Raw genomic sequence first — 22141 nt, forward strand, 5'->3', positions numbered from 1 at the left:
GCTTTATCCCAGCCAAGTCATTCTAACCTCGACACGTTGCGCGCCCTATCAAATCGCCAGGCCGCGGGACGGCCCGGCGATCGCGCGGCACCTTCGGTGCGTTTCGCGCGAGATGCGTCAATGTCCGCTCCAGGCCAGAACCACCCCCCCTCCCTGAATTCGCCCTCCCTTTACGAAAACAGGTGCACTGTCCGGCGCGCATGCTATCGTGCGCCCGACTCGGAAGGCACCCTTACATTACTCGCAAACGCTTTTCAGCACCCTGCTTTCCGGTCCGACCGTTTGACCCATGCGGGCCACGCGCCCGAATATTGTACCAGGAGCTAAATATGCGATCCACAATCCGCGCCATGGCCTTGACCGGCCTGACCCTGCCCGCCGCGACCCAAGCCGCCGAGATCGGCGATACCGACACGGCGATCCGGCTGGCGCTTCTGCCCGAAACCGGCGCACAGATATCCGCGCATCTGGCCGGTGAGGTTCTCAGCGCCATGGGATACGCGGTCGAGTATGTCGAGGCCGATCAGATGCGTGTCTTCAGTGACATGCGGCAGGGCCGTATCGACGTCAATGTCGAGGTCTGGGAGGCCCGCGCGCCGCGCAATTACCGTGACATGATCCTCGACGGCGATTTGCAGGACATGGGTGAGTTGGGTGTGACACTGTCAGAGGGCCTTGCCTATCCCGCGCATATGGACGCGACCTGCCCCGGCCTGCCCGCGTGGGAGGCGCTGCGCGATTGCGCCGCGCTGTCCGGTTTGACGGTGGTGGATTATCCCGAGGAATGGGAAGGCCCGGCCGCCGGGATCATCGAGGCCTTGGGCCTGCCCTTCGAGGTGCGCCCCGCCGCGTCCGAGGCGGACCTATCGCAGACGCTGACCGAGGCCAGCACCTCGGGCGATCCGGCGCTGGTGATGTTCTGGCGCCCGCATTGGGCGGTGGCGGCGCAGGATTTGCGCTTTGTCACCCTGCCCACGCCTGAGGCCGCCTGTTATGAAACGCCAAGCTGGGGCCCGAACCCGGACCTGCCCGGCGATTGCGGCATCCCCTCGCTCGAGGCGGTCAAGACAGTGATCAAGGGGACCAAGATCAAATGGCCCGCCGCGTGGTACATGCTGGAGGATTTCCAGATCGATACCGAGACGCAGGAGGCGCTGATGCGCGCGGTCGAGCAGGACGGCCGGTCGGTAGCCGAGGTCGCCGCCGAGTGGCGCGCCGCCAATGAGGAGACGTGGCAGCCCGTGGTGGATGCGGCATTGGCGCAGTAGGGTCGTGTTGGTGTGATGCGGTAGGGTTTGGCCTTGAGCTGCCATTCTACTTGTGACCATCCGCGCGGAATAACGGCGTGCTTGCACGCCGCCGCGCGAGCGCCCGACCGCCCCCGAGGGCGGGCGCTTTTGCAACGTCGCAAACCCGCGCAATCGTTGCAGTATTTGGCCACCATAAAGCGCATCCCACGACCGTTGCAGCGCCCACCCGCGGTCGGTCGCCCGCGCGGCTCATCTCTCTGACGGCAACGACTGCTCAAGGCCAAACCAAGCGCCCATATCTCAGAGATTCAAAGCACCATCAGCCACGGGCGAAGGCCTTTTGCAAAGGCCTTCCTACCCCGGCTCAGAACCGGTCCAGCAAGCGTTCGAGATAATCGAGTTCCACGTCGGGCCGGTCGCCCTCGCCCGAGCGCCGCCGGATTTCATCGAGCAGATCACGCGCCCGGCGATAGACATCCTCGCCCTGCAACAGGTTGTCCTGCGTGCCCGCACGCCGTCCCTGCCCGGCCTCGCGACCCAAGGGATCGGCCTGCGCCTGTCCCGGCGGGCCGTCCTGTTGGCCCTGCCCGCCCGGGTTTTGCTGTTCCGCCATTGCCTCGCCCATGTTGCGCATGCCTTCGCGCAGCGACTCCATGGCGTCGGCCTGTTCGTCGATGGCCCCGGCCAGATCATCGTTGCGCAGCGCCTCCTCGGCCCCTTCCATCGACCGCTCAGCCCGTTCCAGCGCCTCGCGCGCGGCCTCTCCGGCCTCGCCGCCCAGCCCCGGCAGGCCCTGCCGCTGCCGCTCCAACTCGCGGCGCAGCGCCTCTTGCCGGTCGGCCAGTTCCCCTTCGGCGCCCTGCTGCCCGCCTTGGCCCGGATCCTCCGCACGCTCCTGACCTTCACCGCCCTGACCCTGCTGCTGGCCACCCTGACCGCCCTGCCCGGGCTGGCCCTCATGGCTTTGGCCGCGGCCCTCGCCGCCGCTCTGGCCCTCATTGCCCTGCGACTGGCCGGATTGCGCACCGGGATTGAACTGCTCCTGCAGGTCGCGGAACGCCTGATCCGACAGGCCCTGCTGCTCGCGCAGCGTCTCGGCCAGGCCCTCCATCGCCTGTTGCCCCGGCGACTGGCCCTGCTGGCCCTCGCCCTGGGTGACCTGCATGTTCTCCATCATCTTCTGGAACTCTTCCAGCGCCTGCTGCGCCTCGGCAAAGCGGCCCTGTTCCATCAGTTCCTGAATGCGGTCCATCATGTCCTGCAGATCCTGCTGGTTCATCTGCATCATGTTCTCGGCGCTCTGCTGATCGCCGCTGTTCTCGGGGTCCTCGCGCTGCGCCTGCTGCATCTTCTGGCGCAGGTAATCCTGCGTGGCGTCGCGCAATTCCTGCATCAGCCGGGCGATCTCCTCTTCGCTGGCATCGTTCTTCATCGCCTCGCTCAGCCGTTCCTGCGCGGCGCGCATCCGCTCCAGCGCGTCGCCCACATCGCCATCTTCCAAGAGCACGCCCAGATCCCACAGCGCCTGCGCGATCTCGTCTCGCTCATCCCCGCTAAGCCCGTCTCCGCTGTCGGTCATCGCCTCAAGCTGCCGCAGGATCACCCGCAGCCGCAGATAGGCCTTCTCGGACCGGAAAAGCCCCTCGCGCGGCTGGTAGGAGACCGCGCGCAGCACCCGTGCCACCCGGGTCGCATTGTCGCGCGACCACAGCAGATCACGCCGCTGTTCGATCACTGCCGCCGCCATCGGGTTGAAAAACCGCCGCGCGGGCAGGTCCATCTCGACAGGCTCCGACAGACCCTCCTGCCCCGCCGCATCCTCGACCCGCAAGCGCAGCGTCACCGGCAGATGCGCCCAGGGGTGCTCCGAGAGGTTCTCGATCAGCGTCTCGGTGAAGTCGCTGCGGTCTCCCGCCAGCGGCATCGGCAGATCGAGCCGGATGGGCTGACGTGGCTCGGGCTCCGTGGCAAGGCCGTAGCGCCGGTCGATGCGGTCCATGTCGAGCTCGAACACAGCGCCCCCGGTCACGACGCCGTAATCGTCACGCGCGTCAAAAGGCTGGCTCATCTGGCCGTCAAAGGCGGTCTTGGCCTCGCCCTCCAGCACCTGCACAGCCGGGGCCGCATCGGCAATCGCCTCAACCTGCCAGCTGCGGCCACCGGGGCCGTCGATACGCATCTCGCCATCTTGCGCGATGGTGAATTCCTGTTCCGTCCCGGTCGCGGGGGGCACGTCACCCGCACGGCCCGATACCGTTTCGCTCAGGCTGAGCGCGCCGACCTCGCCGTAAAACCGCAGGGTGATCTCGCTACCCTCGGGCACCTCGATCACGCCTGACTGATCGGCCAGATATAGGCTCGGCAAGCCGGTATAGGCGGGCGGTTCGATCCAGCCCTCCCATGTCGGGCCAGAGGCAAGCGCCGCGCCGCGCCCGGCACCCGGCACCATGTCGGCCACAGAGCCCGCGCGCCAGACAGAACCAAAGAGCAGCGCCACCACCAGCCCCAGAAGCGCCACGTAACGCAGCCCGAACGGGTCCTGCCGCGACAGGCGCAGATCGGGTTCGACCGCCTTTGCCTCTGCCGCGCGGGCCGCCATCCGCGCCTGATGCGCCTGCCAGAGCGCCTGTGATCCGGTATCCTGCGCGCCCACCGCCTGCGTATCGGCCAATGCCGCCAGGGGACGCCCCGGCAATGTCGCATCAAGCCGGGCCAGCACCTCGGCCCGGGTCGGGAAGTGGAACCGAGACGCACCGCGCGCGGCAAAGATCACCAGCGCCAGACCGCCCAGCATCAGGCCGGTCCACACCGCCTCGATGCTCACCATGTCCTGCACACCCAGCATGACAAGCGCCGCCGCACCTGCCAGAAGGCTCCAGACTGGCCAGAAGGCGCGCACAAGCCGCTCGGCGATCAGCCCGGCCCAGGTCAGCGCCAAGGGCCGCCGCAGCCGCGCCGTCACGGTGTTCAGGGGGTTTCGCGTGTCTGCCATGGGCCGCGCCTCTCCTCGGCCCGACGCGCGCACCGCGTCAGAGCCATTCAGGGATGGTATCGCGATTTATCATTTCGTCAAAGGTCGGGCGTGCCCGGATCACGGCAAATTCACGCCCATTGACCAGAACCTCGGGGATCAGGGGGCGGGTATTGTACTCGCTCGACATCACCGCGCCATAGGCCCCGGCACTGCGGAACGCCACCAGATCGCCTTCGCGCAGAGGCGGCAGCATTCGCCCCTTGGCAAAGGTATCACCCGATTCGCAGACCGGGCCGACCACGTCATAGGCGCTCTGCTCGACGCCCGGGGCCGGTTCCACAACGGGAATGATGTCGTGGTGGGCGTCATACATGGCCGGGCGAATGAGGTCGTTCATCGCCGCGTCGAGGATCAGGAAGTCGCGCCCCTCGCCCTCTTTCACATAGATCACCTCGCTGATCAAAATTCCGGCATTCCCGGCCACCAGCCGCCCCGGCTCGATCTCGATCTCGCAGTCCAGATGGCCCAATGTCTCGCGAATCAGCGCGCCGTATTCGGTGGGCAGCGGCGGCGCCTCGTTCGAGCGGGTGTAGGGAATGCCAAGGCCGCCCCCAAGATCGAGACGGCGGATATCGTGCCCGTCGGCGCGCAACTCCTCCGTCAGGTCGGCCACCTTCCGATAGGCCTGCCGAAACGGCTCCAACTCGGTCAGTTGGCTGCCGATATGCACGTCGATGCCGATCACCTCCAGCCCCGGCAGGACGGCGGCCTCGGCATAAACCGCACTCGCACGCGAGATCGGAATGCCGAACTTGTTCTCGCTCTTGCCGGTGGCGATCTTGGCATGGGTTTTCGCGTCCACGTCCGGATTGACCCGCACGGTGATCGGGGCCACCACCCCGAGGCTTACCGCCACCTCGCTCAGCGCGCGCATCTCGGGCTCGCTCTCGACGTTGAACTGACGGATGCCGCCCTCAAGCGCCAGACGCATCTCATCCCGGGTCTTGCCGACGCCGGAAAACACGATCCTCTCGCCCGGCACCCCCGCCGCGCGGGCGCGCATGTATTCGCCGCCCGACACCACGTCCATCCCCGCGCCAAGCCCCGCCAGCGTGCGCAGAATCGCCTGATTGCTCGCCGCCTTCATCGCATAGCACACGAGGTGATCCATGCCCTCCAGCGCCTCGTCGAACAGCCGGAAATGCCGCGTCAGCGTCGCGGTGGAATAGCAGTAGAACGGCGTGCCCACCGCCTCGGCAATCTCCGAGAGTGGCACATCTTCGGCATGCAAAACGCCGTCACGATAGAGAAAATGATCCACGCGCGCTCCCGCCCCGTTTCATCTTGCCAAAAATACTCAAATCCGGCCTCTACACCTCTCGCGACATGCGCAGGAAGAGGTAAAGCGGCAAGCCACAGCTTACCCCGATGCAGAAGGTCGCGGGGATCGCGATCAGCCCGGCCCAGTGCCGGTGCCGCACCACCTCGACCAGCACCCAGACGGTGAGCGCCACAGCGGCGATGGTCAGGTCCCACGTCAGCCCGGTCGTACTGTCATTGACATACCAAGCGTCGATCAGTGCCGCGAGACTCCAGTCGTTCGCGGCCATGTAGGACATGAACCAGTACATCGGATGTACCGCGCCCCAGAGCGCCAGTGCGGCAAAGACCCATCTCATAGGCCCACCCCGACGCCGACATTCACGCCGCCCACGCGCACGCCGGTGCTGACGCTGGTATGCACGCCGCCGGTGCCCGCGCTCACCGTGGTGTTGACCGAGGGGCGCACCGGATCGCCATCCGCGCCGCAGGCCGCGAGCGCGATCAGCGCCAGCCCCGTCAGAACCGCTCTTGTCATCCCAGACGCTCCTTCCACCGTGCCACCTGCGCGCGCACCTGTTCGGGGGCGGTGCCGCCATAGCTCATCCTTGACGCCACCGAATTATGCACGCCCAGCACATCATAGACCGACGCGTCGATTTCGCCATGCACCTCTTGCATCTCGTCAAGGCTGAGGTCCGGCAGGTCACAGCCCTTCGCCTCGGCGCGGGCCACGAGGCTGCCGGTGACGTGATGCGCCTCGCGGAAGGGCATGCCCGCCACCCGCACCAGCCAGTCGGCCAGATCCGTCGCGGTCGAAAAGCCCGACCCGGCCGCTTTCTCCAGATTGGCCTTCTGAGCCTGCATGTCGCGCACCATGCCTTCCATCGCCGCGAGCGCCAGCATCAGGTTGTCGGCGGCATCAAAGACCTGCTCTTTGTCCTCCTGCATGTCCTTGGAATAGGCCAGCGGCAGCCCCTTCATCACCATCATCAGCGCCACATTGGCCCCGAAAATCCGCCCCACCTTGGCGCGGATAAGCTCCGCCGCATCGGGGTTCTTCTTCTGCGGCATGATGCTCGACCCGGTGGAGAACCGATCCGACAGGGCGACAAATCGGAACTGCGCCGAGGACCAGATCACCAGTTCCTCCGCAAAGCGGCTGAGATGCATCGCGCAGATGCTGGCCACGCCCAGAAACTCCAGCGCGAAATCGCGGTCGCTGACGGCATCGAGGCTGTTGGCGCAGGGCCGGTCAAAGCCCAATGCCTGCGCCGTCATCTCGCGGTCAATCGGGAACGACGTCCCGGCCAGCGCCGCCGCGCCCAGGGGGCATTCGTTCATCCGCGCGCGGGCATCGCGCACCCGGCTCAGGTCGCGCCCGAACATCTCGACATAGGCCATCATGTGATGCCCCCAGGTAACCGGCTGCGCGGTCTGCAGATGGGTGAAGCCCGGCATTACCCAATCCGCCCCGGCCTCGGCCTGCGCGACCAGCGCGCGCATCAGCGCCTCAAGCGCGCCATCGGCGGCGTCCAGTTGATCGCGCACCCAGAGGCGGAAATCGGTGGCCACCTGATCGTTACGGCTCCGCCCGGTATGCAGCCGCCCGGCAGGCTCGCCGACCAGCGCCTTCAACCGCGCCTCGACATTCATGTGAATGTCCTCCAGCGCCGTGGAAAACTCGAACTTCCCGCCCTCGATCTCTGACAAGACCGTGAGAAGCCCTTCCCTCATCGCCTCGGCATCCTTATCACTGACAATACCCGTGGCGGCCAGCATGGCGGCATGGGCACGCGACCCGGCGATATCCTGCGCCGCCATCCGCTTGTCGAATGAGATCGAGGCATTAATTGCCTCCATGATCGCATCCGGCCCGGCGGCAAAGCGGCCGCCCCACATCTGGTTCGAGGTCGTGTCAGTCATGTCTTTTGCCCTTCGGAGGGATTTATGAAAACCATTCGTCAGATCGTCCTTTATATGGCCCTCGCGCTCGGTGCAAACGCCGCCGTGGCCGATACCGCAGCACTTGAGGCGCTGCGCGAGGGGGACATGAAGAAACTGATGTTCCATTCCGCCCCCAAGCCCGCGCCGCAGGTGGAATTCGAGCGCGAGGACGGCTCAACCGCCACGCTCGCCGAGTATCAGGGCAAGCATGTCGTGCTCAATTTCTGGGCGACGTGGTGCGCGCCCTGCCGGGTGGAAATGCCGATGCTGTCGAACCTGCAGACCCAGATGGGCGGCGAGGATTTCACCGTCGTCACCATCGCCACGGGCCGCAACCCGCCCCCGGCGATGAAGGCGTTCTTTGACGAGATCGGCGTCGACAACCTGCCCCTCCACCGCGACCCCAAGAGCGCATTGGCGCGTCAAATGGGCGTCTTCGGCCTGCCCATCACGGTGATCCTCGACCCGCAAGGAAACGAGATCGCCCGCCTGCAGGGGGATGCGCACTGGGATAGTGAGAGCGCGATGGCGATTATTGCGGCGCTGATTGATGGGGGTGGGGGGAGTTGAGGCCACACAACGAATGACTCGTCGATTTAACTATTGCCACCGACCTTTTGCAAAGCGTCTTTGACCGCATCTGTCAGGCGACTAGTCAGAGTATTGACGGTCCCGTCATCCAACCTTGTTGATCTGCTTGCGTCAACATTATTTTGCTGGCCAAACATCCGCCTGACTAGTTCCGCCTTAATCGCTTGCTGTTCAGGCTTGTCTAAGCTTGCGATGAATGGATCCAGCGCCTTTGTCTCAAGTGCGTAAGATCTCAAAAGCTTTTCATTGTCCCGATGCAGCTTCGACTGTTTGGATGTGTATCCAGCTGCAATGAGAAGGATCGCCGTTAAAGATGAAGCTGTAACGATTTCCGGCCAATCGAAACTTCCCTCTGCCGTCGTCGTAAATCCGACTGAGTATTTAATACCTAGCCAAATAACTGCTGTTGCCAGACATGCTAAGGAAATCCAACGCCAACGGTTTGCCTCATTTTTTTCCTCCCCGGCGCTACTCTGATATCCACCGGCAACGCTGTCACGCCCGACGAGCTTGTGTATTTCCTTAACCTCCTCATGCTTCTTCGCCATATCTGCCAAAATAGACTGGCCAGATTCTTTAAAGTGATCCAACGTCGCTTGTAATTTGTCTGTTTGTGTTTGCTCAAGGTTCGCTCTTTGCTCTTCAACGGTAGCCTTCCACGCTGAAAGTAGCTCGTCAAACTTAGCATCGCGGTTTATCTGTGCGTCCGAATGTTCCTTGGCGCGCGCAGTCTGTTTCGCAGTAAAATCCTCCTGCCATTCCGCTAGCTTTTCACTAATCTCTTTATCCAGAGTGTTAATGTTCCGCTCAGCGGCCTCGGTTCTGTCCAAAATACCCTGAAGCTCAGCGTGGGATTGTTTGATCCGGTGTTCTATTTCGTTCGCTGTGTTTTCCATCGACGCCGTGAAAGAGGCAAATGCCTCTTGGGCACCGGCAATTAGCTTTTTGGACTCAAGTGGACGAGACATTGATGCCAGATTGAATATCTGCGGGGCGTATTGTGTTATGTGATTATTAGCAGTCTGAATGTGGTTGATGGATCCATTACTCGCGTATGCCTGCAACTGCTGCATGAAATTTTGATGCGCGAGATGTCCTTGAACCTGATCGATCCACTGTTTGGGAAAGAACTCGGGATCCAACCCGTCGATGATCTCACGCAAGTTGCTAATTACATTCTTCAAGCGTCTCCGTTCGTCCTCAAAAGCGGCATCTGTGTCTTCGACTTCTGTTTCTAGAAATTCGCTTATTTGATCTAATTGTTGATGAATGGGATGGTTTTCAAATTCCTCAGACCAACGTGACACTTTGATATTCCTCTAACTTGCTAATCGAGCCGAAGCATAGGCAGACAGCATTTCAACTCCAAGGAGAAAAATTGCGTTACTAACGGTTTAGGGCAGGGAAATGATTCCTATGTTTTGACAGCGAACCAACTATTCCCACACCTCATAGCCCCACCGTCCCATACCTTCGCTCGAACATGGCATTCAGCGCCCGAGTTGTACATCTGCCCCCCGTGCCGACCCACGCCATCACCCCCCACCGCGCGCCCAACCCTTACCCCACCCAAACCCTTGCCTGCCCCCCTCAAAACCCCTAAAGCCAGCCCATGCTAGACGAGACCGACGATATCCATCCGCTCTTTCACGGGGCCCCCGCCAGCACCGAGTTCCGCAAGCTGCGCAAGCGCATCGTGCGGCACACGCGCGAGGCGGTGGAGCAGTACGGCATGGTCGAGCCGGGGGGCAAATGGCTGGTCTGTCTCTCGGGCGGCAAGGACAGTTACACGCTTCTGGCCGTGCTGCATGAGCTGCAATGGCGCGGCCTTCTGCCGGTGGAGTTGCTGGCCTGCAATCTCGATCAGGGGCAGCCCGGCTTTCCCGCTACCGTCCTGCCCGAGTTCCTGAAAGCGCGCGGCGTGCCGCACCGGATCGAGTATCAGGACACCTATTCCATCGTCGTCGACAAGGTGCCGCAGGGGCGCACCTATTGCGCGCTCTGCTCGCGGCTGCGCCGGGGCAACCTCTACCGCATCGCGCGCGAGGAAGGCTGCACGGCGGTGGTTCTGGGCCATCACCGCGACGATATTCTGGAAACCTTCTTCATGAACCTCTTTCACGGCGGGCGGCTCGCGACGATGCCGCCCAAGCTGGTGAACGAGGAGGGCGATCTCTTTCTCTACCGCCCCCTCGCCCATGTCGCCGAGGCCGATTGCGAGCGGTTTGCGCGGGCGATGAACTATCCGATCATTCCCTGCGATCTCTGCGGCTCTCAGGACGGCTTGCAGCGCCAGCAGGTCAAGCAGAACCTCGACGGGTGGGAGGCCAATTCGCCGGGTCGCCGTCAGGTGATGTTCCGCGCGCTGATGAACGCGCGCCCCTCGCACCTGCTCGACCCAAAGCTGTTTGATTTCGCGGGGCTGAGCACGGAGCCGCTAAAATCCGACGGAAATCCCGAAGGCTTGCCCAAGCTTCGTTAACCTTTGCCTGCCATGCTGCGCCCCATCGAGGGGAAAGATGGCACATCTATCTGATAAATACGGGATGATCCGGGCGTATCTGCCCACCGGCCTGGTCTTTCTGCTGGCCGCGGCGCTGGCCCTGTCATGGTTCGGGGCGCAGGCGCTGGTCTTTGCCTTACCCTTTGTTTTTCTGGGCCTTTTCCCGCTCTCGCAGGATCGGCGGCGCACCGGTGATGCCGCCACAGACCTGCGCCACGCGCTTGAGCGGGACCTGGAGAGGGGCCGGAAAACAGGCTGGAGATTCGCCTGTATCCTGCTGCGGATCACGCCCGCGCAGGTGACCGAACAGACCCTGACCCGCCTGCGCCAGTCGTTGCGCCCCGAGGACCGGATTTTCGATCTCCAGGACGGCCGGATCGCCCTCCTGCTCGCCCCGGTGCCCGGCCTTGACGACCCGGCGCTTGTCCGTCTTGGCCGACGGCTTCAAGCCATTGTCGAGGAACAGGTTTTCACCGGGGATGACCCGCTGCATCCGGCCGCGTCACTGGCGCTTTGCCTTGCCCCGGCAGGGCGGCTCCGGTCCGGCACGGCGCTGCTTGAGGGCCTTATGGTGACGCTGGACGAGGCGGTGCGTCGCGGACCCTCGGCGATGCTTGTCCATGACCCCGGTCCACAGCCCCGGCGCTAGGGCGACGGCGGAACCGGCCCCGGCATGCAGAGGCGGCGAATCCTCGCGCCCGCCTGCAAAACAACGGAATCCGCTTGACCTTTGGGGCCGCACTCTGTTGAACGCGCGGAACAGGTAACAGACGGACGGCCCCCGGATATGGATGATCAGAACAAGAACCTCATACTCGCGACGGCGCTCAGCTTTCTCGTGATCCTTGTCTGGTTCGTGATGTTCCCGCCACCGGAACCCGCGCCCACCGATCCCAACGCGCCGGTCACCGCGACCGAAGGGGAACTGACCCCGTCCACACCGTCGGCGGATGCCCCGGCCAGCACCGCAGGCGAAGCGGCCACCGGCACCGAGACCGCCGAAACCCCCGACGCGCCGCGGCTCGATATCGAGACGCCGAGCCTGACCGGCACGATCTCGCTTCAGGGCGGGCGGATCGACGAATTGCTGCTCAAGAACTACCGCGAGACGATCGACCCCTCCTCCGAGATCGTGCGCCTGCTGTCGCCCGTCGGCAGCGAAACGCCTTATTATGCGCTCTATGGCTGGGCCCCAGGCGCGGGGCTGACCATCGACAATGTGCCCGGTGCAAACACGCTCTGGCAGGTCGAGAGCGGCGAGACGCTGACGCCCGACAGCCCCGTCACGCTGGTCTGGGACAACGGCGCGGGCCTGATCTTTCGTCGGCAGTTGAGCGTTGACGAGGACTTCATGTTCTCGGTGCGTCAGAGCGTCGAAAACACCGGCGAGAGTGAGGTCAGCCTTGCGCCTTATGGCATTCTCGCGCGGCACGGGCGGCCGGACGATCTGAAGAATTTCTTCATCCTGCACGAGGGCCTCATCGGCATGGCCGACGGCACGCTCTCTGAGATCGACTATGACGATGTCGAGGAATACGAATTCAACCCGCGCGAGGGCGCGCCCGCCGAAGTCACGCAGGTCAACGAAAACGGCTGGATCGGGTTCACCGATCACTACTGGATGACCACGCTCATCCCAGAACAGGGCAACCCGTTCAAGGCGGTCAGCAAATACGACCCGCAGCGCGGCATTTTCCAGACCGAGACGGTGCAGGCGACGCGCAGCCTCGCCCCCGGTGAGACCTCGGTCGCCGAGACCCGGCTGTTTGCCGGGGCCAAGGAATGGGCCACCATCCGCAACTACGAGAACGAGGAAGGCGTCCAGGGTTTTCTCGACTCGATCGACTGGGGCTGGTTCTTTTTCCTGACCAAGCCGATCTTTGCGGTGCTGCATTGGCTCAACGCGCTCATCGGCAACATGGGCTGGGCGATCATCGGCCTGACCCTGCTGATCAAGGTCATCCTGCTGCCGCTGGCCTATAAATCCTACGTCTCGATGGCGAAGATGAAAGAGCTTCAGCCGGAGATGGAGAAGATCAAGGAAAGCGCCGGCGACGACCGTCAGAAACTCCAGCAGGAGATGATGGCGCTCTACAAGAAGGAAAAGGTCAATCCGGCCTCGGGCTGTCTGCCGATCCTGTTGCAGATCCCGATCTTCTTCTCGCTCTACAAGGTGATCTTCGTCACGCTGGAATTGCGGCACGCGCCGTGGATCGGCTGGATCAACGACCTGTCGGCGCCTGACCCGTCGTCGCTATACAATCTCTGGGGCATCCTGCCCTGGGCCGCGCCGGAGCCGGGCTCGATCATGGCGCTGATCTTCATCGGTATCCTGCCGCTCTGCCTCGGCGTGTCGATGTGGCTGCAGCAAAAGCTGAACCCGTCGCCGACCGATCCGACGCAAAAGATGATCTTTGCGTGGATGCCCTGGGTCTTCATGTTCATGCTGGGCAGCTTTGCCAGCGGCCTTGTGGTCTACTGGATCGCGAACAACGTGATCACCTTCACGCAGCAATACCTGATCATGCGCAGCCAAGGCTACAAGCCGGACGTGTTCGGCAACATCATGTCCGGATTCAAGCGTGACAAGGCGGCCCCGGATACGGGCAAGAAGAAGTGATGACGCAGGTCAGCGCCCTCTGGCGGCACCCTATCAAGGGGCATGGGCGCGAGGCGCTGACCGATGTGACCCTCGCCGCAGGGCAGGCGATGCCGTGGGACAGGCTTTGGGCCGTGGCGCATGAACTGGCGCGGCTGACCGAGGGCGAATGGGCCCCCTGCACCAATTTCTCGATCGGGGCCAAGGCCCCGGCGCTGATGGCGATCAACGCGCAGGTGGACGAGACGACGGGGCTGGTGACGCTGAGCCATCCCGACCGGCCTGATCTGACCCTTGATCCTGACCGCGACGCGCAGGCGTTTCTCGATTGGGTGCGGCCGCTGATGCCAGTGAACCGTGCGCAATCGGTGCGGCTCTTCCGGCTGGATGGGCGCGGGGTGACGGATACGGATTACCCGTCGGTGAGCCTGCTCAATCTTGCGTCCAACGCCGATCTGGCGGCGCGCATGGGGACCGAGGTGTCGCCACTGCGCTGGCGCTGCAACATCCATCTGGACGGGCTGGCGCCCTGGGCGGAATTCGATCTGGTGGGGCGGACCCTGCGCATCGGGGAGGCGGAACTGCAGGTCCGCGAGCCGATCCGGCGCTGCATGGCGACCACCGCCAACCCGGCCACCGGCGCGCGCGATCTCGACACGTTGGGCGCGCTCAACGCCAATTGGAACCATCAGGATTTCGGCATCTATGCCGAGGTCACCCGGACCGGCGCCATCGCCGTCGGCGCCCCGGTAGAGGTGCTGTGATGCAGATGCATTTTCCCGAGGCCGAGGCCCCCGATCAGGCCAGCGCGGAACTGGGGCGCAAGCTCTTTGCCGGGCCGGTCGATTTCGTCAAAGGCGTGGTCGCGATGTCGGGCCTGCCCCCTGCCGACCGGCTGGAGGTGTGTTTCGCAGGCCGCTCGAACGTGGGCAAATCGACGCTGATCAACGCTCTGACCGGGCGCAAGGCGCTGGCGCGGGCCTCGAACACGCCGGGGCGGACGCAGGAAATCAACTATTTCACCCTTGGCGACAGCCGCTATCTGGTCGACCTGCCCGGCTATGGCTATGCCAACGCGCCGGTGGATGTGGTGCGCAAATGGCAGGCGCTGCTCAAGCAATATCTATCGGGGCGTCAGACCCTGCGCCGCGCCTTCGTGCTGGTCGATGCCCGCCACGGAATCAAGCCGGTGGACGAGGAGATCATGGCGTTGCTCGACAGCTCTGCCGTGACCTTTCAATGCGTGCTGACCAAGACCGACAAGATCAGCGCAACCGCGCGGGACAAGGTGCTGGAGCAGGTGCGCCAAAAGCTGGCCGCGCACCCTGCGGCCTTTCCCGAACTGATCCTGACATCCAGCGAGAAGGGCGAAGGCATCGCCACCCTGCGCGCCGTGATCGCGACGCTGGAATAGCCGACACCCGCGCGCAACCGCGACTTACACGTGCTGAGCGCCGTTGATTTCGATCTCGGTGCCCGAGATGTAGGTTGAGCCTTCGGTGCAGAGGAAATAGACCGTATCGGCCACCTCCTGCGGCTCGCCGAGGCGGCGCATCGGCAGGCGGTCGGCCAGATCCTCGGTACCCGGCGACAGGATCGCGGTGCGGATCTCGCCCGGTGCGATGGCATTGACGCGCACGCCCAGGGGGCCGAAATCGAACGCCATCTCGCGGGTCAGCGCCGCCAGCGCCGCTTTGGACGTCGCATAGGCAGCCCCCGCGAAGGGATGCACCCGCGCCCCTGCGATAGAGGTGACGTTGACAACCGCCCCCTTGGCCGCCGCCAACTCGTCTTTCAGGCTGCGCGCCAGCACGACGGGGGCGAAGAAATTGACATGAAACACGTGCCCCCATGTGCGCAGGTCGGTGCTGATCGTATCAAGGCGCTCGCCCTCGGGCCCTTTGGGTGAGATGCCCGCATTGTTGACCAGCGCATCAAGCCGTCCGTTCAGTCGCGCGCGGATCTCCTCGACCTTCTCGATCACGTCCTTGGGATCGGCAAGGTCGATCTGGATATGGTTCGCCTCACCGCCACCCCACGGGCATTCTGCGGGAAAGGGATGGCGCGAGCAGGTGATGACCCGCCAGCCTGCCGCGTTGAACCGCTGAACCGTGGCGTGACCGATCCCCCGGCTCGCCCCCGTGAGAAGCAATGTCCGCTGTTCCGTCATGCCTGTGTCCTTTCCTGATGCCTCGCGCTGACCCTAACGCAGCGGGGCGCACTTGCAACGACCCTTGGCAGGGCAATGCAGAGCGGCTAACAAGGCGCTCACCGCCATACCGGAGACAAGGATGAAGGCCAGAGACATGAACCGCGACTGGATCGCCACCGCCCGCACGCTCTCCGAGGCACTGCCCTATCTGCAACGCTATACCGGCGCCATCGTCGTGATCAAGCTGGGCGGCCATGCGATGGGCAGTGACGAGGCGATGGAAACCTTCGCCCGCGACGTGGTGCTGATGAGCCAGGTCGGCGTCAATCCGGTGATCGTGCATGGCGGCGGGCCGATGATCAACGAGATGCTGGAGAAACTGGCGATCAAGTCCGATTTCGTGAACGGCAAGCGGGTCACCGATGCCGCCACGATGGAAGTGGTCGAGATGGTGCTCTCGGGCCGCGTCAACAAGCGGATCGTGCAGGCGATCAACGGCCAGGGCGGGCGCGCTGTGGGGCTTTCGGGCAAGGATGCGGGGCTGATCACCTGCACGCCGTCCAGCCCCGATCTGGGCCTTGTGGGCGAGCCCGACGAGATCAACCCGGCGATCCTGCACACGCTGTTTGACGCCAATATCATCCCGGTGATTGCGCCGCTTGGCGCGGGGCGCAATGGTGAGACCTTCAACATCAACGGTGACACCGTCGCCGGTGTCGTGGCCGCCGCGCTCAAGGCCGACCGGCTCTTGCTGCTTACGGATATCGACGGGGTCCGCGATGCGTCGGGTCAGGTGGTCACCGAACTCAGCGCCGATCAGATCCGGCAGATGACCCGCGACGGCATCATCGCGGGCGGCATGATCCCCAAGACCGAAACCGCGCTGGCCGCGATCGAGGGCGGGGTACGGGCCGTGGTCATCCTCGACGGACGCGCGCCCAATGCCACGCTGCTTGAGCTTTATACCGAGCACGGGGCGGGGTCGCTGATCCGGGCGACGTGACCTTGTGAAAGCGGCGGCGCGCGTTAGGTTCATTGCCACAGCAAGGATGCCGCCATGAGCCTGCCCGAGATCACCCGCCACGCCGCCCCGCATCACCTCGCGGTGATGGGCGCGCTGCATCTGGCGGCGGATGAGGTGCCGGGGCATGCGACACTGGTGCTTTTGGGGCCGTCGGAGCCGGGGTTCTGGACGGCCTTCACGCAGACGCCCGAGTATCGCGACGGCACGCCGGACCCGATGGATCGCTGGTCGACCCGCGTGATCACCGCGCTTGCCGAGGATCTCGGGGCCGTGCCGCTCTTTCCCTTTGGCGGCCCGCCGTGGCAGCCCTTTACCGATTGGGCGCGGCGCAGCGGGCGGGCCTGGCCGTCGCCGGTGGGGCTATTGGTGCATGACGTGGCGGGGCTGATGGTGTCTTATCGCGGCGCGCTGGCGCTGCCCGACCGGCTCGACCTGCCAGAGCCGGGCCTGCGCCCCTGCGAGACATGCGCGACGCAGCCCTGCCTGACCGCCTGCCCGGTGGATGCGCTGCGCCCGGGGGCCTATGACGTGCCCGCCTGCAAGGCCGATCTGGACCGTGACGGCAATGACTGCCGCGCGCAGGGATGCGCGGTGCGTCGTGCCTGTCCGGTCAGCCAAACCTACGGGCGGGAGCCTGCGCAATCCGCCTTTCACATGGGATATTTCGGATGAAAGAACTGATCCTGATGCGGCATGCGAAATCCGACTGGGGCAGTCCGCTGCTGCGTGATTACGCGCGACCGCTGAACAAGCGCGGGCGGCGCTCGGCCACTGCCTTGGGGGAGTGGTTGCGCGCGCAAGACCTGATCCCGGATCAGATCCTGTGCTCGTCCTCTGCGCGCACACAGGAAACCTGCGCGCGCCTGAAGTTGCCGCTTTCGCCAGAGCTTCACGATGCGCTCTATCTGGCCGAAGTTCCCGATATGCTGCGCGTATTGCGCGGGGCCAGCGGTGCGCGCGTTCTGATGCTGGGCCACAACCCGGGCATCGCCGAGTTTGCTGCAAGCCTTGTCGCCACGCCGCCCGCGCATGAGCGGTTCGACGACTACCCCACCGGGGCGACGCTGGTCGTGCGCTTTGACATCGCGGGCTGGGCGGACCTGGCCCCCGGCACCGGCGCGGTGCAGCATTTCGTCATCCCGCGCGAGCTGACCTGAGCGCGATGCAGGCCCCGCGCTTCATCGGATCGGAGATCTATCGTGGATCGAGCTACGGCGCGCGCCACCCGCTCTCGATCCCGCGGGTGCCGACGGTGATCGACCTCTGCCGCGCCATGGGCTGGCTGCCCGCGTCGCAGTATATCAACAGCCCGCGTGCGCGACCGCAGGCGCTGACATCGTGGCACACCCCCGCCTATATCGAGGCGCTCCAACGCGCCGAGACCGAAGGCATGGTCAGCCCCGAGACCCGTGCGCGCCACCACCTTGGCACGCTCTCGAACCCGGTCTTTCCGGAGATGTTCCGCCGACCGGCCACGGCCGCCGGTGGCTCGCTTCTTGCCGCCGACCTGATTGCCGGGGGCGGCGTGGTCTATAATCCCGGCGGCGGCACGCATCACGGCATGGCCGATCACGCGGGTGGGTTCTGCTACCTCAACGATCCGGTCCTGGCGCTCAAGGCGCTGCTTGCCCAGGGGCTTACGCGGATCGCCTATGTTGATATCGACGCGCATCATTGCGACGGGGTCGCGGCGGCGTTTGACGGCGAGGACCGCGTGCTGATGATCTCTACCCACGAGGTCCGGCGCTGGCCCTTCACCGGCGCTCTGGACGACCGGGCAGGGGGCCACGCCATCAACCTGCCCCTGCCGCGCGAGACCAATGACAGCGGCTTTGCCATGGCGCTGCACGAGGTGATCCTGCCCGCCCTTCAGACGATGCGGCCAGAGGCCATCGTGCTGCAATGCGGGGCGGATGCCGTCACGGAAGACCCGCTCTCGCGCCTGAGCCTGTCGAACAATGCGCATTGGCAGGCGGTGGCGCTGCTGCGATCGCTTGCACCCCGCCTGCTTGTCCTCGGCGGTGGCGGTTACAATCCGTGGACGGTGGGGCGGCTCTGGTCGGGGGGCTGGGCCACGCTGAACGGATATGAGATCCCCGACCGTCTGCCCGAACGCGCCCGCGCCGTCCTCGCCGCGCTGACATGGACGCGCCGCCCCGCGTTCCCGCCCGATGCTCTTATCGACACGCTGCGCGATGCGCCGCGCGAGGGGGGCGTCCCGGACGAGTTGCGCGCCTCGATCCACACTCTGCGCGCCCGACAGGCGGCCTGGGTCTGACAGGAAAAGGGCGGCCCGTCGGACCGCCCCTACATCTTGCCCCAAATATCCCGGGGGAGTCGCGCATCGCGCGACGGGGGCAGCGCCCCCGATACCATCAGTGCCCGAGGATCTGGCTCAGGAACAACTTGGTCCGCTCGGATTGCGGGTTGTTGAAGAACTCCTCGGGCTCGTTCTGCTCCACGATTTGACCCTGATCCATGAAGATCACCCGGTTCGCCACCTTGCGCGCAAAGCCCATCTCGTGGGTGACGCAAAGCATGGTCATGCCCTCCTCGGCGAGTTCGATCATGGTGTCGAGCACCTCGGAGATCATTTCCGGATCAAGCGCCGAGGTGGGCTCGTCAAAGAGCATGATCCGTGGCTTCATGCACAGCGAGCGCGCGATTGCCACCCGCTGCTGCTGCCCGCCCGAAAGCTGGCCGGGATATTTATCGGCCTGTTCGGGGATCTTGACCTTTTCGAGGAAATGCATCGCGATTTCCTCGGCCTCGCGCTTGGGCGTCTTGCGCACCCAGATCGGGGCAAGGGTGCAGTTTTCGAGGATCGTCAGGTGTGGAAAGAGGTTGAAATGCTGGAACACCATCCCGACCTCGGAGCGGATCCGGTCGATGTTCTTGATGTCGTTGGACAGCACCGTTCCGTCCACCGTGATCGAGCCTTTCTGATGCTCCTCCAGCGCGTTGATGCAGCGGATCAGCGTCGACTTGCCCGAGCCGGAGGGCCCCGCGATCACGATCCGCTCGCCCTGATAGACGGTCAGGTCGATATCGCGCAGCACGTGGAACGCGCCGAACCATTTGTTCATCTTGTTAATCTCGACAGCGACCTGATCGGAGACCTTCATTTGTGTTTCTGCGGCCATGATGATGACCCTCCTTACCGGTGATCGGTCTGAAGCTGACGCTCCAGCCACTGAGAATATTGCGAGATGCCGTAGCAGGTGACGAAGAACAAAAGAGCGGCAAAGCCAAACAGCTCCCAGTAGACGCCATTCCACTCCGCCGAGGCGAGGATCGGGCCGCGGATCATGCCGACGATGTCGAACATCGAGATCACCGAAACGAGCGTGGTATCCTTGAAGAGGCCCACGGCGACGTTGACGATGCCCGGGATCGAGATCTTGAGCGCCTGCGGCAGGATAATGAGCTGCATCGCCTGCGCATAATCCAGACCCAGACTGTCCGCCGCTTCATATTGCCCGCGCGGCAGGGCCGCGAGGCCGCCCCGGATGACCTCGGCGATATAGGCGGAGGCAAACATCGTGATCATGATGATCACCCGCAGGATCAGGTCGAATGCCGTGCCCGGCGGCAGGAAGTAGGCCAGCACCACGTTTGCCACGAACAGCAGCGTGATCAGCGGCACACCGCGAATGAACTCGATGAAGACCACGCAGATCCACTTGATGATCGGCATGCTCGATTGCCGCCCGAGCGCCAGCAGGATGCCGAACGGCACCGAGAGCGACACGCAGACTACGCCCAGCATCAGGTTGATCATGAAGCCGCCCATGTCGCGCGACGGTACCGGCTCAATGGCCAGGACGTTCTCCATCGGCCCGCTGATGAAGCCGGACAGGATCCAGAAGATCAGCGCCGCCACAAAGCCCGCGATCACCGCCATGCCTGCGCTGGCAAACACGGTGCGCTTGTAGACATAGAAGCCGAGCAGCACGCCCAGCAGGGCAAAGATCGGCACGAGCAGCGATCCGCCCCAGATCAGCCAGTAGGCGATGAACGGGTAGAGCCCGGTGAAGATCAGCATCTTGCTCGGGAAAAGCTTGAAAAACAGCAGGGGCGCACCCGCGACAAACAGCAGGATGAAGGCCAGCCCCGGGCGCCAGTAGAGTTCAGACGGGTATTTGAACCCGAAGAGAAGCTGGTTCCATCGCTCGGAGAGCACCGCGAAACAACCCCCCACATTGCCGTCGAGAATCTCGCGGCAGGCCGAAAGGCTGGGACTGTCCCAGACCCCGTTGAGGAACCATGGGGCCGCCGAGATCACGATCTCGATCACCACGTAGAGGGACACGATCGTCAGCAGCGAATTGGCCGGTGACGAGAACAGGTTTTCACGCAGCCATTTGACCACCCCGGTTGCCGCAACAGGTGGCGGCGCTTCGGGGAGCATGTGGGTGCGCACGAAGGAAATCTGATTGTCCGACATGGCTCAACGCTCCTTCAGCGCAATGGCGTTGTTGTAGACGTTCATCACCGCCGAGATGGCGAGACTGATCGTCAGGTAGAACAACATCAGCATCAGGACGCATTCGATGGCGCGCCCGGTCTGGTTGAGGGTGATACCCCCGAGGGTGCCGGTCACATCCATGTAACCCACGGCGATGGCCAATGAGGAGTTCTTGGTGAGGTTGAGATATTGCGAGATCAGCGGCGGGATGATCACCCGCAGCGCCTGCGGCAGGATCACCAGGTTCATGATCCGGCGCGGCCGCATCCCGAGCGAGGCCGCAGCCTCGGTCTGGCCCTTGCTGACCGCCTGAATGCCAGCGCGGACGTTCTCGGCGATGAAGGCACCGGTATAGATCGCGAGCGCGAACCACAGCGCGATCAGCGAGCCGCGAATGTGAATGCCACCCTGAAAGTTGAAGCCGGCAAGCGCAGGGTAATCGAGGCCGATCGGCCGGCCGAGGATGAAATAGATGAGGATGGTCGGCACGAAGAGGATGACCAGCGACGGCCAGCCCATCGGCAGCAGCTTGCCAGTGTCATAGAGCAGTTTGGTCGCGTAGCGGCGATAGTAGAACACGCCAAAGATCGAGGCGAGGAAGGTCAGCACCACGACGACCGAGCCCGGCCCCCAAATCGGCGCGGGCGTGTAGACGCCGCGATTGGTAAAGGCGAATGACCCGAAGAGCATGCTCGAATCCGGGTCGTCGCCCCGGAATGCGCTTGGCGCGGGCAGCACCGCCGTCATGATGGTGAAGATGATCAGGATCCAGATCAGCACCGGCACGTTGCGGAACGCCTCGACATAGACCGCCATCAGCTTGCGCACGAGCCAGTTGGGCGAGAGCCGCAGGATACCTGCGGTCACGCCGAAGATGGTCGCGGTGATACAGCCCAGAAAGGCCACGATCAGCGTGTTGAGCACCCCCACGATCGAGGCCCGCAAATGGCTCGACTGGCTGTCATACTCGATCGGTCGCTGGTTGATGTCATAGCCCGACGGCTCTGCCAGAAAGCCGAAGGCGATGTTCTGGCCTTGCTCGGCAAGGTTACGCACGAGATTCGCGCCAAGATAGGCCATCAGCGCGACCAGAAGCATCAGGGCGATGAACTGGAATGTGTAGGAGCGATACCGCGTGTCGTAGATCAGCTGCGACAGTTGGAACGACGCCTTGGGAGGGTCGGATACCGTTGTCATCTGGGTTTCCCTGTGTTTCGACCCGGTTTTTTATCGGCTTTTGCGCCGTGGGCCGATTTTTTGAGAGCTGTCAGGTGAAAAGGGCGCGGGATGATCCGCGCCCTTTGTCAGTTCTG

At 64.0% G+C, this 22141-nt stretch carries 21 protein-coding genes; 11 read left to right on the forward strand and 10 right to left on the reverse strand.

All coding sequences use genetic code 11. The annotated features are described in order from the left end of the window. The first annotated feature begins 329 nt into the window (after positions 1-329). Positions 330-1268: an ABC transporter substrate-binding protein gene (locus RID11_RS08770; protein ID WP_350137800.1), complete on the forward strand. Its 939-nt coding sequence runs from the start codon at positions 330-332 to the stop codon at positions 1266-1268. Positions 1269-1614: 346 nt separating this feature from the next. Here RID11_RS08770 and RID11_RS08775 read toward each other — a convergent pair whose 3' ends face one another. The 5 genes from RID11_RS08775 to argH are packed head-to-tail and all read right to left on the reverse strand — an operon-like array spanning position 1615 to position 7470. Then, positions 1615-4242, reverse strand: coding sequence for a TIGR02302 family protein (locus RID11_RS08775; RefSeq protein WP_350137802.1), 2628 nt, complete (start codon positions 4240-4242; stop codon positions 1615-1617). A gap of 37 nt (positions 4243-4279) precedes the next feature. After that, the gene (gene lysA / locus RID11_RS08780) at positions 4280-5545 is read right to left on the reverse strand and encodes a diaminopimelate decarboxylase (RefSeq protein WP_350137804.1); all 1266 of its coding nucleotides are present in this window, start codon (positions 5543-5545) and stop codon (positions 4280-4282) included. A gap of 49 nt (positions 5546-5594) precedes the next feature. After that, positions 5595-5903 carry a DUF2834 domain-containing protein gene (locus RID11_RS08785; protein WP_350137807.1) on the reverse strand — a complete coding sequence of 103 codons (309 nt, stop codon included), beginning with the start codon at positions 5901-5903 and terminating at the stop codon, positions 5595-5597. Beyond that, on the reverse strand, positions 5900-6082 hold the full coding sequence (locus RID11_RS08790) for an argininosuccinate lyase (RefSeq protein ID WP_350137809.1): 183 nt from the start codon (positions 6080-6082) through the stop codon (positions 5900-5902). The genes RID11_RS08785 and RID11_RS08790 overlap by 4 nt, the downstream gene beginning before the upstream one ends. Next, positions 6079-7470, reverse strand: coding sequence for an argininosuccinate lyase (gene argH / locus RID11_RS08795; protein WP_350137812.1), 1392 nt, complete (start codon positions 7468-7470; stop codon positions 6079-6081). The genes RID11_RS08790 and argH overlap by 4 nt, the downstream gene beginning before the upstream one ends. 24 nt (positions 7471-7494) lie before the next feature. Between argH and RID11_RS08800 the strand changes: the two genes are divergently transcribed. Further along, the gene (locus RID11_RS08800) at positions 7495-8061 is read left to right on the forward strand and encodes a TlpA family protein disulfide reductase (RefSeq protein WP_350137814.1); all 567 of its coding nucleotides are present in this window, start codon (positions 7495-7497) and stop codon (positions 8059-8061) included. Positions 8062-8087: 26 nt separating this feature from the next. Here the strand turns inward: RID11_RS08800 and RID11_RS08805 are convergent, their stop codons facing one another. Next, positions 8088-9389, reverse strand: a complete 1302-nt coding sequence (locus RID11_RS08805; RefSeq protein WP_350137817.1) for a hypothetical protein — start codon at positions 9387-9389, stop codon at positions 8088-8090. A gap of 305 nt (positions 9390-9694) precedes the next feature. Here RID11_RS08805 and ttcA point away from each other — a divergent pair, with 305 nt between their 5' ends. The 5 genes from ttcA to yihA all read left to right on the forward strand — a co-directional run bounded on the left by ttcA (position 9695) and on the right by yihA (position 14598). Further along, positions 9695-10564: a tRNA 2-thiocytidine(32) synthetase TtcA gene (ttcA, locus tag RID11_RS08810; protein WP_350137819.1), complete on the forward strand. Its 870-nt coding sequence runs from the start codon at positions 9695-9697 to the stop codon at positions 10562-10564. 37 nt (positions 10565-10601) lie between these two features. Further along, on the forward strand, positions 10602-11234 hold the full coding sequence (locus RID11_RS08815; RefSeq protein ID WP_350137821.1) for a hypothetical protein: 633 nt from the start codon (positions 10602-10604) through the stop codon (positions 11232-11234). Positions 11235-11372: 138 nt separating this feature from the next. Continuing rightward, positions 11373-13205 (forward strand): membrane protein insertase YidC, encoded by a 1833-nt coding sequence (gene yidC / locus RID11_RS08820; protein WP_350137823.1) that lies wholly within the window; start codon positions 11373-11375, stop codon positions 13203-13205. Continuing rightward, positions 13205-13948, forward strand: coding sequence for an MOSC domain-containing protein (locus tag RID11_RS08825; RefSeq protein ID WP_350137825.1), 744 nt, complete (start codon positions 13205-13207; stop codon positions 13946-13948). The genes yidC and RID11_RS08825 overlap by 1 nt, the downstream gene beginning before the upstream one ends. Further along, positions 13948-14598 (forward strand): ribosome biogenesis GTP-binding protein YihA/YsxC, encoded by a 651-nt coding sequence (gene yihA / locus RID11_RS08830; protein ID WP_350137827.1) that lies wholly within the window; start codon positions 13948-13950, stop codon positions 14596-14598. Before RID11_RS08825 ends, yihA begins: the two co-directional genes overlap by 1 nt. Positions 14599-14622: 24 nt before the next feature. Here yihA and RID11_RS08835 read toward each other — a convergent pair whose 3' ends face one another. Then, positions 14623-15354, reverse strand: a complete 732-nt coding sequence (locus tag RID11_RS08835) for an SDR family NAD(P)-dependent oxidoreductase (protein WP_350137828.1) — start codon at positions 15352-15354, stop codon at positions 14623-14625. A 121-nt stretch (positions 15355-15475) separates the two neighbouring features. Between RID11_RS08835 and argB the strand changes: the two genes are divergently transcribed. From argB to RID11_RS08855, 4 genes are read left to right on the forward strand one after another with little or no spacing between them, the layout of a single operon-like run. Next, positions 15476-16339: an acetylglutamate kinase gene (gene argB, locus RID11_RS08840; protein WP_350137830.1), complete on the forward strand. Its 864-nt coding sequence runs from the start codon at positions 15476-15478 to the stop codon at positions 16337-16339. 54 nt (positions 16340-16393) lie between these two features. Beyond that, positions 16394-17032, forward strand: a complete 639-nt coding sequence (locus RID11_RS08845) for a ferredoxin (RefSeq protein WP_350137832.1) — start codon at positions 16394-16396, stop codon at positions 17030-17032. Next, on the forward strand, positions 17029-17517 hold the full coding sequence (locus tag RID11_RS08850; RefSeq protein WP_350137835.1) for a SixA phosphatase family protein: 489 nt from the start codon (positions 17029-17031) through the stop codon (positions 17515-17517). Before RID11_RS08845 ends, RID11_RS08850 begins: the two co-directional genes overlap by 4 nt. Before the next feature lie 5 nt (positions 17518-17522). Next, positions 17523-18638, forward strand: coding sequence for an acetoin utilization protein AcuC (locus RID11_RS08855; protein WP_350137837.1), 1116 nt, complete (start codon positions 17523-17525; stop codon positions 18636-18638). A gap of 97 nt (positions 18639-18735) precedes the next feature. Here RID11_RS08855 and RID11_RS08860 read toward each other — a convergent pair whose 3' ends face one another. Genes RID11_RS08860 through RID11_RS08870 form a run of 3 tightly spaced genes read right to left on the reverse strand, consistent with a single transcriptional unit; the run spans position 18736 to position 22025 of the window. Next, entirely contained in the window at positions 18736-19503 is a 768-nt protein-coding gene (locus tag RID11_RS08860; protein ID WP_350137840.1) for an amino acid ABC transporter ATP-binding protein, read from the reverse strand. A 14-nt stretch (positions 19504-19517) separates the two neighbouring features. After that, positions 19518-20807, reverse strand: a complete 1290-nt coding sequence (locus RID11_RS08865) for an amino acid ABC transporter permease (RefSeq protein ID WP_350137842.1) — start codon at positions 20805-20807, stop codon at positions 19518-19520. A 3-nt stretch (positions 20808-20810) separates the two neighbouring features. Next, complete coding sequence (locus RID11_RS08870) at positions 20811-22025, reverse strand: amino acid ABC transporter permease (protein WP_350137845.1); 1215 nt, start codon at positions 22023-22025, stop codon at positions 20811-20813. Positions 22026-22141 lie beyond the last annotated feature (116 nt).

Origin of the sequence: Roseovarius sp. (genome assembly GCF_040219995.1) — a bacterium.
GTDB lineage: Bacteria > Pseudomonadota > Alphaproteobacteria > Rhodobacterales > Rhodobacteraceae > Roseovarius.

Excerpts from the sequence above, each read along its gene's own strand:
- RID11_RS08770 (WP_350137800.1), top strand. The coding sequence starts at position 330 with ATGCGATCCACAATCCGCGCCATGGCCTTGACCGGCCTGACCCTGCCC.
- RID11_RS08855 (WP_350137837.1), top strand. The coding sequence starts at position 17,523 with ATGCAGGCCCCGCGCTTCATCGGATCGGAGATCTATCGTGGATCGAGC.
- RID11_RS08870 (WP_350137845.1), bottom strand. The coding sequence starts at position 22,025 with ATGACAACGGTATCCGACCCTCCCAAGGCGTCGTTCCAACTGTCGCAG.
- RID11_RS08815 (WP_350137821.1), top strand. The coding sequence starts at position 10,602 with ATGGCACATCTATCTGATAAATACGGGATGATCCGGGCGTATCTGCCC.
- argB (WP_350137830.1), top strand. The coding sequence starts at position 15,476 with ATGAAGGCCAGAGACATGAACCGCGACTGGATCGCCACCGCCCGCACG.
- RID11_RS08845 (WP_350137832.1), top strand. The coding sequence starts at position 16,394 with ATGAGCCTGCCCGAGATCACCCGCCACGCCGCCCCGCATCACCTCGCG.
- yidC (WP_350137823.1), top strand. The coding sequence starts at position 11,373 with ATGGATGATCAGAACAAGAACCTCATACTCGCGACGGCGCTCAGCTTT.
- yihA (WP_350137827.1), top strand. The coding sequence starts at position 13,948 with ATGCAGATGCATTTTCCCGAGGCCGAGGCCCCCGATCAGGCCAGCGCG.
- RID11_RS08775 (WP_350137802.1), bottom strand. The coding sequence starts at position 4,242 with ATGGCAGACACGCGAAACCCCCTGAACACCGTGACGGCGCGGCTGCGG.
- RID11_RS08835 (WP_350137828.1), bottom strand. The coding sequence starts at position 15,354 with ATGACGGAACAGCGGACATTGCTTCTCACGGGGGCGAGCCGGGGGATC.
- RID11_RS08825 (WP_350137825.1), top strand. The coding sequence starts at position 13,205 with ATGACGCAGGTCAGCGCCCTCTGGCGGCACCCTATCAAGGGGCATGGG.
- RID11_RS08785 (WP_350137807.1), bottom strand. The coding sequence starts at position 5,903 with ATGAGATGGGTCTTTGCCGCACTGGCGCTCTGGGGCGCGGTACATCCG.
- RID11_RS08800 (WP_350137814.1), top strand. The coding sequence starts at position 7,495 with ATGAAAACCATTCGTCAGATCGTCCTTTATATGGCCCTCGCGCTCGGT.
- argH (WP_350137812.1), bottom strand. The coding sequence starts at position 7,470 with ATGACTGACACGACCTCGAACCAGATGTGGGGCGGCCGCTTTGCCGCC.
- RID11_RS08850 (WP_350137835.1), top strand. The coding sequence starts at position 17,029 with ATGAAAGAACTGATCCTGATGCGGCATGCGAAATCCGACTGGGGCAGT.
- ttcA (WP_350137819.1), top strand. The coding sequence starts at position 9,695 with ATGCTAGACGAGACCGACGATATCCATCCGCTCTTTCACGGGGCCCCC.
- RID11_RS08790 (WP_350137809.1), bottom strand. The coding sequence starts at position 6,082 with ATGACAAGAGCGGTTCTGACGGGGCTGGCGCTGATCGCGCTCGCGGCC.
- RID11_RS08865 (WP_350137842.1), bottom strand. The coding sequence starts at position 20,807 with ATGTCGGACAATCAGATTTCCTTCGTGCGCACCCACATGCTCCCCGAA.
- RID11_RS08860 (WP_350137840.1), bottom strand. The coding sequence starts at position 19,503 with ATGGCCGCAGAAACACAAATGAAGGTCTCCGATCAGGTCGCTGTCGAG.